The 16434-nt window shown below is 32.7% G+C and carries 16 protein-coding genes; 12 read left to right on the forward strand and 4 right to left on the reverse strand.

Annotated elements, in window-relative coordinates; all coding sequences use genetic code 11:
* Positions 1–28 precede the first annotated feature (28 nt).
* From BED47_RS09830 to BED47_RS09845, 4 genes are all read left to right on the forward strand, one after another.
* Positions 29–1543: a long-chain-fatty-acid--CoA ligase gene (locus tag BED47_RS09830; protein ID WP_069033567.1), complete on the forward strand. Its 1515-nt coding sequence runs from the start codon at positions 29–31 to the stop codon at positions 1541–1543.
* 60 nt (positions 1544–1603) lie between these two features.
* Positions 1604–3508 (forward strand): alkyl/aryl-sulfatase, encoded by a 1905-nt coding sequence (locus BED47_RS09835; RefSeq protein WP_175403479.1) that lies wholly within the window; start codon positions 1604–1606, stop codon positions 3506–3508.
* Positions 3509–3642: 134 nt separating this feature from the next.
* Positions 3643–4914 (forward strand): MFS transporter, encoded by a 1272-nt coding sequence (locus BED47_RS09840; RefSeq protein ID WP_069033569.1) that lies wholly within the window; start codon positions 3643–3645, stop codon positions 4912–4914.
* A 33-nt stretch (positions 4915–4947) separates the two neighbouring features.
* Positions 4948–5340 carry a YidH family protein gene (locus BED47_RS09845; protein ID WP_069033570.1) on the forward strand — a complete coding sequence of 131 codons (393 nt, stop codon included), beginning with the start codon at positions 4948–4950 and terminating at the stop codon, positions 5338–5340.
* A 112-nt stretch (positions 5341–5452) separates the two neighbouring features.
* Here BED47_RS09845 and BED47_RS09850 read toward each other — a convergent pair whose 3' ends face one another.
* A complete protein-coding gene (locus tag BED47_RS09850) occupies positions 5453–5968 on the reverse strand; it encodes a DUF421 domain-containing protein (RefSeq protein ID WP_069033571.1) in 516 nt (171 codons plus the stop codon).
* Between the two features lie 595 nt (positions 5969–6563).
* Here BED47_RS09850 and BED47_RS09855 point away from each other — a divergent pair.
* The 5 genes from BED47_RS09855 (at position 6564) to BED47_RS09875 (ending at position 9236) form a co-directional block, all read left to right on the forward strand.
* Positions 6564–6887, forward strand: coding sequence for a PadR family transcriptional regulator (locus BED47_RS09855; RefSeq protein ID WP_069033572.1), 324 nt, complete (start codon positions 6564–6566; stop codon positions 6885–6887).
* Between the two features lies 1 nt (position 6888).
* On the forward strand, positions 6889–7266 hold the full coding sequence (locus tag BED47_RS09860) for a DUF1048 domain-containing protein (RefSeq protein WP_069033573.1): 378 nt from the start codon (positions 6889–6891) through the stop codon (positions 7264–7266).
* 18 nt (positions 7267–7284) lie between these two features.
* Positions 7285–7629, forward strand: coding sequence for a DUF1048 domain-containing protein (locus BED47_RS09865; protein WP_069033574.1), 345 nt, complete (start codon positions 7285–7287; stop codon positions 7627–7629).
* An 81-nt stretch (positions 7630–7710) separates the two neighbouring features.
* Positions 7711–8472 (forward strand): ABC transporter ATP-binding protein, encoded by a 762-nt coding sequence (locus BED47_RS09870; protein WP_069033575.1) that lies wholly within the window; start codon positions 7711–7713, stop codon positions 8470–8472.
* On the forward strand, positions 8472–9236 hold the full coding sequence (locus tag BED47_RS09875; RefSeq protein WP_025568759.1) for an ABC transporter permease: 765 nt from the start codon (positions 8472–8474) through the stop codon (positions 9234–9236). Before BED47_RS09870 ends, BED47_RS09875 begins: the two co-directional genes overlap by 1 nt.
* A 132-nt stretch (positions 9237–9368) precedes the next feature.
* Here the strand turns inward: BED47_RS09875 and BED47_RS09880 are convergent, their stop codons facing one another.
* The 3 genes from BED47_RS09880 to BED47_RS09890 all read right to left on the reverse strand — a co-directional run bounded on the left by BED47_RS09880 (position 9369) and on the right by BED47_RS09890 (position 11700).
* Positions 9369–9815, reverse strand: coding sequence for a YndM family protein (locus BED47_RS09880; protein ID WP_025568758.1), 447 nt, complete (start codon positions 9813–9815; stop codon positions 9369–9371).
* A 494-nt stretch (positions 9816–10309) separates the two neighbouring features.
* Complete coding sequence (locus BED47_RS09885) at positions 10310–10651, reverse strand: hypothetical protein (protein ID WP_069033576.1); 342 nt, start codon at positions 10649–10651, stop codon at positions 10310–10312.
* A gap of 497 nt (positions 10652–11148) precedes the next feature.
* Positions 11149–11700: a DUF3231 family protein gene (locus BED47_RS09890; protein WP_069033577.1), complete on the reverse strand. Its 552-nt coding sequence runs from the start codon at positions 11698–11700 to the stop codon at positions 11149–11151.
* A gap of 1039 nt (positions 11701–12739) precedes the next feature.
* Here BED47_RS09890 and BED47_RS09895 point away from each other — a divergent pair.
* Genes BED47_RS09895 through BED47_RS09905 form a run of 3 tightly spaced genes read left to right on the forward strand, consistent with a single transcriptional unit; the run spans position 12740 to position 16284 of the window.
* Positions 12740–14104: a spore germination protein gene (locus tag BED47_RS09895; protein WP_175403481.1), complete on the forward strand. Its 1365-nt coding sequence runs from the start codon at positions 12740–12742 to the stop codon at positions 14102–14104.
* The gene (locus BED47_RS09900) at positions 14105–15196 is read left to right on the forward strand and encodes a GerAB/ArcD/ProY family transporter (RefSeq protein WP_069033579.1); all 1092 of its coding nucleotides are present in this window, start codon (positions 14105–14107) and stop codon (positions 15194–15196) included.
* On the forward strand, positions 15193–16284 hold the full coding sequence (locus BED47_RS09905) for a Ger(x)C family spore germination protein (protein ID WP_069033580.1): 1092 nt from the start codon (positions 15193–15195) through the stop codon (positions 16282–16284). Before BED47_RS09900 ends, BED47_RS09905 begins: the two co-directional genes overlap by 4 nt.
* Positions 16285–16434 lie beyond the last annotated feature (150 nt).

Genomic DNA, 16434 nt, shown 5'->3' on the forward strand with positions numbered 1-16434 from the left:
ACATCCTACTATTTCAGGAGGCTTAGTAATGAGTTTGAATTTATATGAAAGTTTAAAAAAAAGTGCAGAGAAATTCCCAAATCATAATGCAATTACATTTAAAAATAAAAATATTAAGTATAGTGTATTACTTTCTCAAGTTGAATGCGTAGCATCTAAATTAATACATGATGGAGTAAAAAAAGGTGATAGAGTAGCCTTGATATTAGGGAATTGTCCGGAATTTGTCACTGCTTATTATGGGATTCTACGTGCAGGTGGCGTAGTTATTCCTATAAATCCAATCTTTACCAAAGACGAAATCCTATTTATATTATCGAACAGCGAAGCAAAGGCTGTCATTGCGGATTCTACTATGGATTCAATCATTGATACTCTTAAAGTAGAGATAAAACAGATTGAAATAATGTACTATGTGGAATCGAACAAAGCTGAGCTTAGTTGGTGGAAGTTGCTTGATACGAAGTCAAATGGTAATGAATATCCGCTAATTACAGAAGATGATCTTGCTGTCATTTTATATACGTCTGGGACAACCGGTAAACCAAAAGGCGCAATGTTGTCTCATCGCAATTTAGTTTCAAATGCCCGATCAATTGTTGAATTGGTGGAGTTTAACAAAAATGATCGTATTTTAGCTGTTCTTCCAATGTTCCATGTATTCTGTTTGTCAATCTGTATAAATGCACCAATCATTTGTGGGGCAAATATAGTAATTGTTCCAAGATTCAGTCCTAGTGAAGTCATGAATACAATCTTTAATGAGCAAGTGACATTATTTGCTGGTGTTCCAACGATGTATAACTTTTTATTGCAATTAAAAGAATATTCAGCTGAGTATTTCACATCGATCCGTGCATGTTTTTCAGGTGGAGCATCATTGCCTATTGAATTACTACAGAGGTTTGAAGAAAAATATAAGACGATTGTTATCGAAGGGTTTGGTCTTTCAGAAACAGCTCCTGTAACGGCATTTAATCCGTTAAAAGGGGAAAGGAAATTTGGTTCTGTTGGAGTAAATATTCCTGGAGTATTAAATAAGGTTGTTGATAAAAATGGATTTGAAGTTCCAAGAGGAGAAATAGGTGAACTAATTGTAAAAGGTCCGAATGTAATGATTGGGTATCTTGGTATGCCTGAAGAAACAGCTAAGGTTATTAAAAATGATTGGTTTTATACTGGTGACTTAGCAAAGATGGATAACGATGGTTATATCTATATTGTTGATCGAATAAAGGACATGATTATTGTTGGTGGTTATAATGTTTATCCAAGAGAAGTAGAGGAAGTAATTTATCAACATCCAGCGATTGTTGAAGTAGCAGTAATTGGAATTCCTGATAAGGATTACGGACAAATCGTAAAAGCTTTCGTTGTGTCTGAAGAAGAATCCATAACGATGGATGACATTTTGCATTTTTGCAAAGACAAACTAGCAAAGTACAAACTACCAAAACAAATCGAATTTATGAATAAATTACCAAAAAATAGTACAGGGAAAATAGTAAAGAGAGCTTTAAATGTAGAACAAATGGAAGTTTAATAGTTTAAAAGAAAAATTCTTGATAAGCCTTTTTATATTTAACAATTCATGGAGGTTCTTATGACAAATAAAGTACTAACACAATCAAAATCTGCAACTTCTATTACAAAAGATGCTAATTTAGCAGTTTATAATACTCTAAATTTTGATGATCGACAGGACTTCATTGATGCAAATAGAGGATTTATTGCACCACTAGACACAAAGATTATTAAAAATGATTCTGGTGAAGTTGTTTGGGACATAGAACAGCTGGACTATCTAAATGGCACTGCACCTGAGACTGTTAATCCGAGTTTATGGAGGAACGCGCAATTACAGGCTATATCTGGTTTGTTTGAAGTTGTAGAAGGAGTATATCAAGTCCGTGGACAATCGATGGTTACTAACTTTTTTATTGAAGGAAAAAATGGCGTGATTGTCGTTGATGCGTTAGGAAGTAATGAATCTGCTGAAGCTGCAATGGAATTGTATTATAAACATAGACCACAAAAGCCAGTAACAGCCATAATAATAAGCCAAAGTCATGCTGATCATTTTGGTGGTATTCAAGCAGTCCTAAAATATGCAGAAAGTCCAAATATCCCAATCGTTGTTCCTCAATATTTTACAAATGAAGCGTTAAGTGAAAATGTACTTTTAGGTACGATCATGACGCGTAGGGCAGAGTATCAGTTTGGTAAAAATTTATCAGATGGCGCACAAGGCTCTGTATCTGTAGGTATTGGGCCCACAATGACATCAGGTAAGACAAGTTTTGTGTTACCAAATGTTGAAATAGAAAACGAAATCCAATTAATGGAAATCGATGGTGTAACATTTAAATTTTTATTAACGCCAAACACTGAAGCACCAGCTGAAATGCATTTTTATATTAGAGATTACAAAGTATTATTCGTATCTGAGAACGCAAATAAATTGATGCATCAAATTTATACAGTACGAGGTGCAAAAACCCGAGATGCTTTACTTTGGGCGAATGCTCTCGATAAAACAATCGATCTATTTGAAACAGAAGATATCGATGCATTACTGATGATTCATGCTTGGCCAGTTTGGGAGAAAAATAATGTAATAGAACATTTAAAACTTCAACGTGATTTATATAAATATATGCACGATCAGACAGTGCGTTTAGCAAATCTCGGTTATACAATGGATGAAATAGCCGAGACGATTAAACTTCCAAAAGAATTAGATACATATTGGGGTAATCGTGGATATTATGGTACGTTAAAGCATAATTCAAAAGGTGTCTACAATTATTATTTAGGCTTTTATAGTGCTCATCCTTCCGATTTAGATCCATTGCCGCAAGTGGAAGCAGGTCGAAAATATGTAGAATATATGGGCGGAGCAGCAAATGTTTTGGGACAAGCTAAAGTTGACTTTGAAAATGGTGAATATCGCTGGGTAGCTCAAGTGTTAAAACACGTCGTAATGGCTGAACCAGAAAATTCAGAAGCTAAAAATCTATTAGCTGATACATTTGAACAATTAGGATATCAAGCAGAGTCAGCTAATTGGCGCAATATTTATCTTGTTGGCGCTTTTGAACTAAGAAATGGAATTTATAAAGATAATTCTCCATTAGATGTATCTGAAGTTATAAAAAATATGCCAGTAAATGAATTCTTAAAACTAGTAGCTGTTAAATTAAATGGTCCAAAAGCAGAAGGTAAAAAAATAACAATCAATATAACATTATCAAACACTAACAAAGAATATACGATTTGTTTAGAGAACTCTGTTTTGTTTTTTAAAGAAAATAAATTAGCTGTTAAAGCAGATGTTTCTTTAGTAATTGATCAAATGACATTTTACGGAATTGTTCTAGGTTTACTCTCAATAGAACAAGGAGTAGCTGTAGGTAAAATAAATATTTCAGGTAACCATACAAAAATGAATGAATTTTTATCACTTTTAGATGAATTCGATCGTTATATGAATATCGTCATTCCCTAAATAATAGTGAAAAATAAGCACCTGCTTAATTATGCTTAGCATAAAAAAGACTAGCAGGTGCTCTTTTCTAAAAGTCTGAATGTAATCCTTTTAATTGGAAAAAGCTTTGAATTTTACGAGAGGCAGGAGCTTTGATGAAAAGTTGGGCGAAATGGTTTATTTTATCTGCACTTTTTCTAATGGCTATTATTAATTTTGCTGACAAATCAATCTTGGGTTTAGCTAATATACATATTACCGATGACTTGAACTTAACTACTACAGAGTTTGGTATCTTAGGTAGTAGTTTTTATTGGTTATTTTCAATATTTGGAATAGTAGGTGGCTCTTTTTCAGATCGCATAGGTACTGGAAAATCAATAGCTATTATGGCGATTGTATGGACAATCGCACAATCCATGGCTTTGTTTGCATCAAGCCTACCGGTTCTAATCTTAAGTAGAGTTTTATTAGGTGCCGGAGAAGGGGCATTTATGGCAACTGCCATTAGTCATCTTAGTAAATGGTTTAAACCTGAATCGCGTGGATTCGCAATATCGATCATTAGTTTTGGAAATGTTGTTGGGATAGCTGTATCAGCTCCTATTTTAGTTACTTTAATTTCAAATTATGGTTGGAGACAAGCATTTTTTATTTCTGGTATTTGTAGCTTTCTATGGTTTGTTTGTTGGTTATGGTTAGGAAGTATGAAACCATCAGTTTCTATTCAAGAAGAATTAAGTACGAATGATAACAATACAAAGAATAACAGGAAAGAGATATGGAAAGCTTTAAGCTCTCCTAAATTTATATTTACGACGTTAATTGCATTTATTGCCTATTCGTTCATTGTCTTTGGTCTTACTTTCAATCCATCTTACCTAATAAAAGTAAAAGGGTTATCTGAACAACAGTCTGCTTTAGTTATTGCTGTCTCTGGATTAATTGGGGCTATTTCAGCGATCGGACTATCACTACTCTCAGATCGTTTATATAAAAAGGCACAAAATATATGGAGATCTCGCATTTTATTTTCTATTATTAGTGTTTTAATGGCAGGAATTTTGTATTCTTTATACCCACTTATGAATGGGGTAGTTTCAATAATTATCCTACTATCATTAGTAAATACAATGGTTGCTACAGTAAACACACTTTGCCCGGCTATAGTGGTTAGTATACTCCCACACCGCAGAGGGGTTATAGCAGGAACATATTTTGGAATAATGACTTCATCGGGTATAATTACCCCAATTATTTTTGGGAAGCTTATACAAAATATGGGAGCAAATACAGCAGGCGGTTATAGCATTGCAGTTTTTGGAATCTCAATTGCTATGGTAATTGCAGCATTTTTAACATTCCTTTTTGGAAACCGAAAACAACAAGATTCAACTGAAAACGGAAACAAGCTGGTAAACCTTTAAGGATTAGGAAATAACTAAATCAGAGGTACGAATATGAATAATGCGCTAGAAAAAGAGTTTGAAACAATTGATTCTAAATATATACAACAGCATTTAGCAAATGAAAGAACATATCTTGCATGGGTAAGAACAAGCATAACGATAATGGGAGTCGGCTTTTTAATCACTAATCTTCATTTTTCAACGATGGCTTCTAATGGAAAAATGGGAGATATTTTATCAAAGATTATTGGGTTATCCTCGATTATTGTTGGAATATTTGCCTTGATCATTTCAACAATAAGTTATTTTATAAAAGGAAATGATATTAATAAACAAACTTTTAGATTTTCTAGAATTTTGGTTGTTTATCTATCAATCGCCTTAATTCTCATTTTTCTTATATTTGGTGCTTATTATTTAGATGTTTGGGGATCGTTTTACTAGAAGTAGGTCTGTTAAAACAGACCTTTTTTATTTAGCCAACACTCCAACTGAATAGTAATTTATCAATTTAATAAGTATTAATATTTAGTGTTGTTTGAAATTAAGTTAAACTTCACTTAGATTTAAGAATTGTAGTTTCAATTAATCTCTCTAAATTTTGAATGTCCTGTTTAGTTGCAGGCTGTGCGTTGGGTTTCAATTTATATCCAATTTGACCATTTACTTCGATTGAAGCCGATGCTACATCTTCAATCGAATTTATCCCCAACTGGTGTAAATACATTTTTAGATTTTCTGTTGTTAGGCGTGTCTTTTTCAAATTCTCTATAATTAAGACCCCATCTTCAATAATGATTGTTGACTTACCTGTAAGTAACGATTCAAATAGTTTTGATTTTAATTTAAGGAACTGAAACACAATTAAGGTTAGTATAAGAATGGAAGCAACGCCAATACTTGTCCAAATACCTTTATTTTCAATAGGACGACTTAGTAATGGACCAATAGTACTCATTAATACAATTTCAGATACTGTTATTTTAGAAATTGAGTTTTTTCCCGCAATTCTTAATAGAAGCGATCCCATGATTACGATTAGAACTGCTTTCCAAGCAAAATCAAGTTGCATATAATCATCCTTTTTTACTTAATTTTCCAAATTAAGATGGAGAATATTCATTATTATTTATAAACTTTTTGAGTATTTCCAAAATCATTGAACAATATATCTATTAGGAATTAAGTCATATGATAAGTGATTCAATCTCACTGGCCATCGCGTTATTTGCATTTTAAAAATTAGGTGAAATTTTTATTGTTGGCAACTTGAAAATCTTACTACTTAGTGTTACTATGTATTGGCACTAAGTAATACTGAATATATGTGATACTTAATAGTTGAAAATGTTTATAAAATTTTTTTATAAAACGGTTCACATTTTCGCTACTTAGTAATACAATATACTATTACTAAGTAACACTGAATATCAGTCATGCTAAATAGCTGGAAAGAGTTCATGTAAAAGATATCAAATGAAAAACTTGATCCATAGGCTATTTAGATATTTTTTTACCTAGTACTAAGTAATACTGAATATCTGTATTACTAAATAGCTGAGAAGTGGTATCCATAACAATATTTTTTGCTCCGCTATTTATCGTTACAGTTTACCTCTAATAATTGACCAAAATTATTTTAAATAAAGTTAAAGGAGGTGTATACCATGGAAAATTTAACAGAAATGCTCAAAGGTTCATTAGAAGGTTGTGTACTTGAAATCATCAGTCGAGGTGATACTTACGGCTATGAGATTACTCGTCTCCTTAATGATTTAGGTTTTACAGAGGTTGTCGAAGGTACAGTTTACACGATTTTGATCAGGCTGGAAAAGAAAGAATTAGTAAATATTGAGAAAAAACGTTCTGAAATGGGCCCACCTCGAAAGTTTTATTCATTAACCGAAGCTGGGAATGAGGAATTACAACAATTTTGGAAAAAATGGGATTTTGTTTCATCAAAAATAAATAGCTTAAAAGGGGAGAAGTAATTTGAAGAAATTTATAGAGCTAATCATTGGCGATTTAGAAAGTAAGAAGGAATACAAAGCATTTATGAAAAAAGTAAATTCTCTACCGAAAGATTACGCTTTTGTGTTTAAAAAGATTCAAAAGTATATGTGGAATTTCGGATATGGATTTGGCGAAGAAATTATCAATTTGTATGAACTGTTTGAAGCTAGTTCAGCAGAAGGTATGCATGTGTTAGATGTTACTGGTGAAGATGTTGCGGCATTTGCAGACGAATTGATGGCTGCCTCAAAACTAGGTGAAGAACCGGCGAGTATATTAGGTGGGCAAGTAGATATGAAAAAAGACATCGAGAGTAGAGTTGAACAGCAAGTAAAAATATGGACGAATAAAAAATAAAGTAGGGGGATAAAGATCATGATAAATTTTATCAAAAAGATACTTGATGACAAAAAAGAATACAAAGAAATGATGGCGCGTGTTGAAGCTTTGCCAGGAGACTACCCAGAGGTATATAAAAAGATCTGCAATTATATGTGGAGTTTCGCCTCCGGAAGTGGCATGGATATGTTAAGAATCCAGTACGATCTAATTGATTTGTTTGAAGAAGGTGCGGCAGAGGGAAAAGATGTCTTGGAAGTGACAGGTGAAGACTTGACTGCATTTGCTAATGGACTTACTGACCAAGCGAAAAGATGGGATGATAAGTTACGCAATAATTTGAACAAAAGCGTTCTAGATCGTGTGGGTAAGAAAAAATAGCTTGATTTTTACAAAAACAGTTGCAGGCGCTACCAGCAGTGACACGCGCCTTCAACTGTATATATGGGAGGGAAAATGATTATGAGCAATACAGCAATTTCAGTGAAAGGGCTTGAAAAATCATACAAAAATGTCCCAGTATTAAAAGGCGTGGAATTTGAAGTAAAGAAAGGCAGTGTCTTCGCTTTACTCGGGTCTAATGGTGCTGGTAAAACAACTATTATTAAAATTTTAACTACTTTACTGCAGGCAGATAAAGGGGAAATAGAAGTCTGTAATGCCAACCTTCAAACGAACCCACAACAAGTACGTGAGAAAATCAGTCTAACCGGACAAAACGTTGCAGTAGATGATATTTTGACAGGGCGGGAAAATCTCGATCTAGTTGCAAAACTTCGCCACTTGCCTAATCGGAAAGAAGCTGTGGAAGAAAGTCTACGCCGTTTTGATTTAGTTGAAGCTGGTAATCGTGCTCTTGCTACTTATTCAGGCGGTATGAAACGACGCTTGGATTTAGCAATGACAGTACTCGGGTCACCTGAACTTGTTTTTCTTGATGAGCCTTCTGTTGGACTTGACCCGGAAGCTCGGTTAGCTTTATGGGAAGTGATTCGTGATATGGCGAAAGCAGGTATTACCGTTTTTCTCACTACCCAGTATTTAGAAGAAGCCGAACAACTAGCTGACCGCATTGCAATTTTACATGAAGGAAAGATACTCATTCAAGGTACATTGAATGAATTAAAAGCAATTCTTCCACCTAAAAAAGTGGAATACGTAGAAAAACAGCCGAACCTTGAGGAAATTTTCCTCGCTGTTACCGGAAAGAAAGGAGAATCATAATGAGTGGAAACCATTTTTTTAGTGATACTATTACAATGAGTAGTCGGGTAATGAAGCATTCACTTAGAAGTATTGATACAATTATCACAACGATTCTTATGCCGATTATGCTTATGCTTGCTTTTGTTTATATTTTCGGTAGTGCCATGACGATGGATAAAGTAGATTATGTGAATTTTATCGTTCCAGGTGTGTTGCTTATGTGTATTGGAATGGGGATTTCCTATACAGCAGTTCGAGTGAATACTGACATGACTAGAGGAATCTTTGATCGATTCCATTCCATGCCAATCGCCAAATCATCCATATTGGGAGGGCATGTCATCTCAACATTATTATTAAACTTATTATCAGTTGCTGCGGTGATTCTCATTTCTTTTATCATGGGATTCCGTCCTCATGCTAACTTTGTGGAATGGTTATTAGCTGTTGGTATGATCCTGCTTACCGTTTTTTCTTTCACTTGGATTGCAGTAGCATGTGGTTTAATGTCAAAATCGTATGAAGGTGCGAGCGTGTTCTCTTATCTACTTATGGGCTTAATGTTTGTAAGTTCTGCCTTTGTTCCAACAAATAATATGGGTAGCAAGCTTCGAGCTTTTGCAGAAAATCAGCCAATGACACCAATTGCCGAAAGTGTACGTTCCCTTTTAGCTGGGCAGCCGGACTATGGTGCGATTTTAACAGCAGTGTTCTGGTTAGTGGGAATTGGGATTTTGTTTTATCTGATTTCGATGAAGGTATATAAAAAACGAATGAAATAAAATGACGAGTACAGGGTGGGGAATTCTTTCAGTCTGTACTTTTTTTTGGATATACATTAGTAAGATAGAAAATAAATAAGAGAAACTTAAGTTTCTCTTACTAATTTTTTTAAGACCTTTATAATACAGTAATTATTTTTTAATTTTTTCGTCTTGTATATCAGGAGTCAATTCTTCTGATGCCTCGGTTTGATAACGTAAATTTCCAGTTGATACATTCTCTCGATGCTCTGTATTTTTAATAACATTATGATAAACATATTTATGAAAAAAGATTTCAAACAAAGCTATGCCAATTGCGGAAATTAAAGCTGGAGTTACCATACTACCACCATATGTTAACTTTGATCCCATATACCAAATAATTAAGTATGCTAGTCCTGCATCCGCTATTGTTGCTATCGTATTATTTGTTTTGGGTAAGATCAATAGATCACCAACGATATATGCGATTACTCCTAAGACTAACGATATCAGAAATACATTTCTAAATGCCATATCGTACCCAAGACCCAAAATTATATATAATAATGCAAGACAAGCAATAAATTTAATGATAAATGCTTTTATATGCTTCATAAAAATCCCTCCTGAACTTATTATGAGAAATTTATTTCACATATATTCTTTTTTATTTTATATGGTCAAGTAAAAAAATATATATACTGCCGATAAGTCAAATTCATAAAATCGTCATAATATTTTAAACATCCTTTATCGCTTTTATGGTTTGATAATTATGAGAAGACGTTTGTGATGTATTCAATAGGAAAGTATGCTCAAAGAATAGGAAGAACAAAAAACTCTTAGAAATTGGGATAAGTCAGATAAGATTTAAACCGCACCAAGTTTCCGTTGGTCGTACACGGTATTCTTCACAAGAACAACTTAATCTATTACGCTCCACTGTTAATAAAAATTGACAAAAAAAGAGCAACTCATAATGAATTGCTCTTTTAGCGACAATACGTATTATACCATTTTTATCCAAATTAGAATTATCAAATATGCTAATGTAATAAACCATTTTAGGAGTAGTTTAGCTATCATTTTTTATTTGCACTTTTAAACAGCTACTTCTGAATAGTTGGTAAGCTACTAATTTGTTGGAAATAATATTTATTTCCGTTGATAGTAACCGTGAATCCATCTTGCTTAAAAGTGATCTCTGTTTCTTTAAAATTAGTATTTTTTATTACATAGTTTGAATTTGATTTTTTTGAGTAATTCCCTTTATCTACTCTTTGATTTTCCGGTAATTCATGGTCATAATAGTAAAATTTATTGTCATCTTCTTGATCAAATACCATCGTAATTCGACGTAAATCCTTACTTACATATGTTCCTCTTAAGCTATGATTTTGATCATTTGAGTTACAACCACTAACTAAAATTAATAAAACAAAGATAGTCATAAAACATTTTTATTTTAATAAATTTTTTCATTATAAAACTCCTTATCTTAGATTTTTTTACAAAGGTATTAAACTAAGTTAAGCTTTAGGCATATTATTTAAAAGAAAGGTGTAATATGAAAAACATTTTAAAATTTATTTTAGGTGCTATTCTTACTTTGCTTATTTTTTCTTTAAGTTCTATAAGTTTAAATATTTATATAAAAATTACATATTTTTTTATCATAATTATTTTAATTCTATATTTAACACACCGTATTGATCAATATTATAAAAAATAAAGTCTCCTAGGGACTCGGAATGCTCTTATTCCGAACCTCTTTTGTCATTTTTTTTATATTTTGAATGAGAATAGACTCCTCTATCTTCTTATTTATGCTGTTTTTGGGCGGTTGTGTAGGTACATGTGTATGGAACAACTGTGCATGCTACTCAGCCTATCTCTTAACTAGAAAATAAAAAAAGTCCACCTAATTAATGATAGGTGGACAATTTTTTTAATGTTGTTGTTGCTTTGTTTCAAGGTGAAGAGGTGGTGGAACTAACCAGCCTTTTGTTTTCATGATTTGTAGTAGTGCTGCACCATCTTTCGCTTTTTTAGCACCAAAACTTGCAAACATAGTACCAATATCTTCGCGAATTGATTGACTCATTAATGCAGCGTTAGATGTAACTCCAGCAGCTATTTCAGCAGCAACCATGTAAGCGATTTGAGAATCTTGAAATCTAGCTCCAGCTGGAATTTGTTCCAAATCGGCATCTGGTCGTTCTGATGGAGTAGGAGGTACTGCAATATCATTATGTAGAAGTACTTCTTCAACTTCTTTAATTGCAGGTTTCATTGAATTTTCAATTACTTGTTTTAAAAATGCTTTTAACTCTTCATCACCAGTATGGTTAATATAAACTTGGTAAGTATCTACACCAGCTTTAGTAGCTGATAGGTGACTCCATAGACCATAAACTTCTCCATAATGTAAAGGTTCATTTTGTGGATTTCCACTTAATACTCCCATTATAAATTTACTTCCCTTCTCAAATAAATTCATACTAAACTCCTTTTAAAGAGATAGGTACGAAAATTATTATTGAACCATTCGAGGATTTTATACTCATAATTTATAGGAGTTATGGGCTTGCACTCAAAGGAATGACAGTGTGTTCTTTGAAAATGATGGGAATATCAATCCTTTTAATCGACATATAAAGGGGCAATTGAAGCAGGAGTTCGTACTGCTAATGAAATTAATAATTTATAAGTATTGTAAAAACCCAACGATTCGTTGGTTTTTTTTTTGAAATATGCTTCTTTCATACACTAAGGGTTGATGAGTAAGTAAAAGAGCAAGAATCCGAAATATAGTTCCTCATAAAGGGTTCATGAGTAAGTAAAGGAGCTGGAATACGAAATATAGTTCCTCATAAAGGGTTCATGAGTAAGTAAAGGAGCTTGAATCCGAAATATAGTTCCTCATAAAGGGTTCATGAGTAAGTAAAGGAGCTTGAATCCGAAATATAGTTACTCATAAAGGGTTCATGAGTAAGTAAAAGAGCAGGAATCCATAATTTAGTTCCTCATAGAGGGTTCATGAGTAAGTAAAAGAGCAGGAATCCGAAATATAGTTCCTCATAGAGGGTTCATGAGTAAGTAAAAGAGCAGGAATCCGAAATATAGTTCCTCATAAAGGGTTCATGAGTAAGTAAAAGAGCAAGAATCCGAAATATAGTTCCTCATAAAGGGTTCATGAGTAAGTAAATGAGCTTGAATCCGAAATATAGTTCCTCATAAAGGGTTGATGAGTAAGTAAAAGAGCAGGAATCCGAAATATAGTTCCTCATAGAGGGTTCATGAGCAAGAAAAAGAGCAATAATCCAAAATTTAGTTCCTCATAGAGGGTTCATGAGCAAGTAAAAAATCAAGAATCTGAAATTAACATACTCATAAAGTCTAAGTCAGTAAGCCAAAAGAAAAATAGCTATTTTTGATCTATCCAAGAAAGAGAAAAAAAGGAATTTGCATAGAATGGATAAGCTTTAATTTGACATACTAAAAAAATATGAAAAGAAATAGAAGGAGGGAAGCATAAGTTGAGAAGTCAATTGGCAGTAATAAATGCGCTTAAGCAAGAATTTGAGGGAGCAAAAGATTTAATTATCCATTCATTTGAATATTATGAACAACAAATTTGTTTGATCTATCTTCAAGATCTATGTGACGCGGATAAAATTAAAACTGATATCATCCAACCACTTATGCTTTGTGATAAAGAAAGTAAATTTCTGTTACACATACTCTCCCTATCTAATTGTGAGTCGATTCAAAACAAAAGGTATTTAGGGGAATATATAATTTCTGGTAACGTGTTAATTTTCATATCAAATGGGATATATGCTTTTAATGCAATTCGTGCTATGAATACTGAATCTGTAGAATCTGCAGTAGAAACATCAGTTCAAGGACCACAAAAAGCTTTTTCACATGACCTCAGTACAAATATAGCGATAATTCGTAAAAGATATCCTTCCAATAAATTAAGCATTGAGTATCAAACAGTTGGAACAATCTCAAAAACAAATATAGCAATACTTTATGATTCTAATTATGCAGATAAAAAGGTAATTGATGAATTAAAAAGTCGTCTTAAGAGGGTAAAGATGGATGTAATACAAGCAGCTGGTCAATTAGAAAGGATACTTTCTGATAAAAAGATTCATTTATTTCCTACCATGATGATAACAGAAAGACCTGATCGAACTGTTTCAAATCTTGCCCAAGGTAAGGTTATTATTGCTATGGATGGAACGCCATTTACTTTGATTACGCCTTCTGTATTTTTTGATTTTATAGCTTCAATGGATGACTTATATCATTCTTTCTGGATAAAAAAACTTTTGCAATCAATAAGATATATTGCCCTTATTATAACATTGGTGTTACCTGCTTTTTATATTGCAATTACCTCGTATAACCCGGAAATATTAAGGTCCCAACTTACTTTGACGATTGCAGGTAGTAGGGCAGGAGTTCCTTATCCATCATTTTTTGAAGTGCTTTTTATGATGTTAGCTGTTGAAATGTTAATTGAAGCTAGTATTAGACTACCACGAGTAATTGGCCCAACTGCTACGACTGTTGGTGGACTTATACTTGGTCAAGCTGCACAACAAGCACAACTTGTAAGTTCCATCATGATTATTATTACTGCATTTGTTGCCATTTCTAATTTTACGATCCCAATCAGTGCAATGAGTTTCTCAATTCGATGTATTAGATACCCACTGATTATATTAGCAACTCTATTTGGGTTAGTCGGATTAGTTGGAGGTATGCTTGTACTTATCTGTTATTTTGCTAATAAGCGAAGCTTTGGGACTCCTTTTTTAGCGATTGAATGGGGATCTTCCGATAAAATTGAAACGATAACTGAGAACCCAAAGGGGGGGCAAAGCTAGTTGACCCGTCACTTTTACTATACTGTACTGCTAACAATGATGTTGAATATTATTATCAATGTACCAATGATTTTAATTGGCGAGCGTTTTAATGGGTCTCTTATATCTATGGTGTTAAGTGTTTTGATTGGTGGAATATTTATTTATTTGTTTACGATCGGAATAAGTAAATTTCCTAATAAAGGATTGCCCGAAATTTTTAACAATAGACTACCTAAACTTGTTAAAAACATTTACTTAGCATTTTTAGGCGTAATGTGGCTGGCTGCAGGGGCATTTGTTTTAATTTCTTTCACATATATTACTGTACTGTATTTAAATACTGAGTTAAAAATGGGATATGTTTTAGCTTTTTTTCTAGTTATTGTTATTTATGGAGCAAATTGTTATACAAAATCAATCCTCAACGTTATTGAAATAATGGTACTTGTAGCTACTCCAGTTGTTTTTTTTATCGTTTATAAAGCCATGGCAAGCAAATATTTTTATTTCGTCCATATTAAAAGAATACTCCATTATTTTTGGCAAATGCCTAACTATAGTTCTATTTCAGCTGCTACTTATTTTTTTACAGGCTATATAAATCTAGCTATCATTAATCGTTATCTTGAAACGAAAAAGGTTGTTAAATTTCTGTGGATTTTACCTTTAATCGGATTCGTTGTAATTAGTTTTACATTTTTCGTCCCAATTGCTTTTTTAGGTGTTAAAGGGATTAATGATGTAGTGTTTCCTTGGGTCTTCATAACGGATTCTCTAAGAATGGAATACGGGTTTATCGAAAGAGTGCTATATTTGATGCTTTATATATTCCTTTTGATGTCACTATTATTTAGCATATTAACATGGCATGTTGGTTTAAAACTATTTGAAGGAATGTTTTTTAATTATAATTTGAAACCTGCTAAAAAAAGGAAATTTTATGGATATATGATCTTTCTATTTTTTGGAGCCGTTACGATGACACTGCAGACATTTACGAACGAAAGAGAATTATTTGATCTGATTAAAATATGGCAAAATATCCGTTTTCCTGCTGAAGGCATATTAGTAGTGTTAATTTTTTTCTTATCACGGAGGCAAAGAGCATGAACCGTATTTTAACGTTGTTGTTAATTATGGAATTAAGTTTTATGTCTGGTTGCCAATTACTCGATGTTGATAAACGTTTTTTTGTCGTAGCGATAGGAATCGATCATACAGATGAAAATGGCGTCTACCTTGTGTCAGTGAAATTAGCCATCCCATCAGCACAAATTGGAGCGGGAAGGTCTAATTTTCAAATTATTTCTCAAAAATCAACTTCAGTTTCTGAGGCCATTAGAATAATCCAATCTTTAGTAGATAAAAAATTAGATTTTGCTCAATGTAGGGTAATCGTTATCGATAAAGAGCTACTAGGTGAAAACCAAATTGATTTGATGAAGTGGTTTATTAAACGGCCAGATATTCAAGGTGTTGCTTATGTAGCTGTAGGAGAACCTTCTGCAAAAGAAGCTTTATCATGGAGGGTTAAATCAGAGAGATTAGCGGGTAACGCTGTTGTGTTAGCTTTTAATGAAGAAACAAATAGGTCACCATATGTAATGTCAGAGATACTTAATGATTATTATATGGGATTGATAGAAAACGGTATAGATCCATATTTACCTATTATTGAACCGTTCGATAGTTCCTTTAAAATTAATACTTCCGCAGTTTTTAAAGGAACAAAATTTAAAGCAGTATTAAATCGTGATGAAACAAGGATGCTTAATGAGCTCTTAAATCCCAAAGTAACAACATTAATTAATGTTGGAAAAGGAAAAAATCAATTTTACATAAGTGCTGAAAATATGAAAACTGACATGAAAATTGTTATGCCTAAAAATAAAAAGCCATATCTAGACGTTCATATAAAGGTAAAAGGATTTATTGAGGAATCTAATAAGACACTACATCAAGATATAGAATTGAAAGAGTATGAGAAAAAAGCATCAATTATTATGAGCTCAAGAACAAAAAAATTTCTAGAACGTCTACAGGAATTAAATGTTGATCCACTTGGACTTGGGTTAAACTATCAAGCAAAATACGGAGTGACAAAAAAAGTAATAGATAAGTGGGAAGAAATTTATCCAAAACTTGAACTTCGAGTAAAATCAGAAGTGATACTAAAGGGAACTGGTACTATGTATTAACTTCGGTTTAATGGCAATAAAAAATTATAAAATTTTATTTTTTCTAATAAATACAACAATGAAAGCGCTATCTCAAAAAATGTTTAAATTCCCTTATTGACAATCTGTTTACTAGGATTTATGATTCAGTTAAAGAAATTACATAATTCA

Origin of the sequence: Gottfriedia luciferensis, assembly GCF_001712755.1 — a bacterium.
Classification (GTDB): domain Bacteria; phylum Bacillota; class Bacilli; order Bacillales; family Bacillaceae_G; genus Gottfriedia; species Gottfriedia luciferensis_B.

Bases quoted from the DNA above. Each gene is read 5' to 3' on its own strand.
- BED47_RS09855 (WP_069033572.1), top strand. From the start codon at position 6,564: ATGGAAAATTTAACAGAAATGCTCAAAGGTTCATTAGAAGGTTGTGTA.
- BED47_RS09875 (WP_025568759.1), top strand. From the start codon at position 8,472: ATGAGTGGAAACCATTTTTTTAGTGATACTATTACAATGAGTAGTCGG.
- BED47_RS09850 (WP_069033571.1), bottom strand. From the start codon at position 5,968: ATGCAACTTGATTTTGCTTGGAAAGCAGTTCTAATCGTAATCATGGGA.
- BED47_RS09870 (WP_069033575.1), top strand. From the start codon at position 7,711: ATGAGCAATACAGCAATTTCAGTGAAAGGGCTTGAAAAATCATACAAA.
- BED47_RS09830 (WP_069033567.1), top strand. From the start codon at position 29: ATGAGTTTGAATTTATATGAAAGTTTAAAAAAAAGTGCAGAGAAATTC.
- BED47_RS09845 (WP_069033570.1), top strand. From the start codon at position 4,948: ATGAATAATGCGCTAGAAAAAGAGTTTGAAACAATTGATTCTAAATAT.
- BED47_RS09880 (WP_025568758.1), bottom strand. From the start codon at position 9,815: ATGAAGCATATAAAAGCATTTATCATTAAATTTATTGCTTGTCTTGCA.
- BED47_RS09835 (WP_175403479.1), top strand. From the start codon at position 1,604: ATGACAAATAAAGTACTAACACAATCAAAATCTGCAACTTCTATTACA.
- BED47_RS09890 (WP_069033577.1), bottom strand. From the start codon at position 11,700: ATGAATTTATTTGAGAAGGGAAGTAAATTTATAATGGGAGTATTAAGT.
- BED47_RS09840 (WP_069033569.1), top strand. From the start codon at position 3,643: ATGAAAAGTTGGGCGAAATGGTTTATTTTATCTGCACTTTTTCTAATG.
- BED47_RS09905 (WP_069033580.1), top strand. From the start codon at position 15,193: ATGAACCGTATTTTAACGTTGTTGTTAATTATGGAATTAAGTTTTATG.
- BED47_RS09865 (WP_069033574.1), top strand. From the start codon at position 7,285: ATGATAAATTTTATCAAAAAGATACTTGATGACAAAAAAGAATACAAA.
- BED47_RS09885 (WP_069033576.1), bottom strand. From the start codon at position 10,651: ATGACTATCTTTGTTTTATTAATTTTAGTTAGTGGTTGTAACTCAAAT.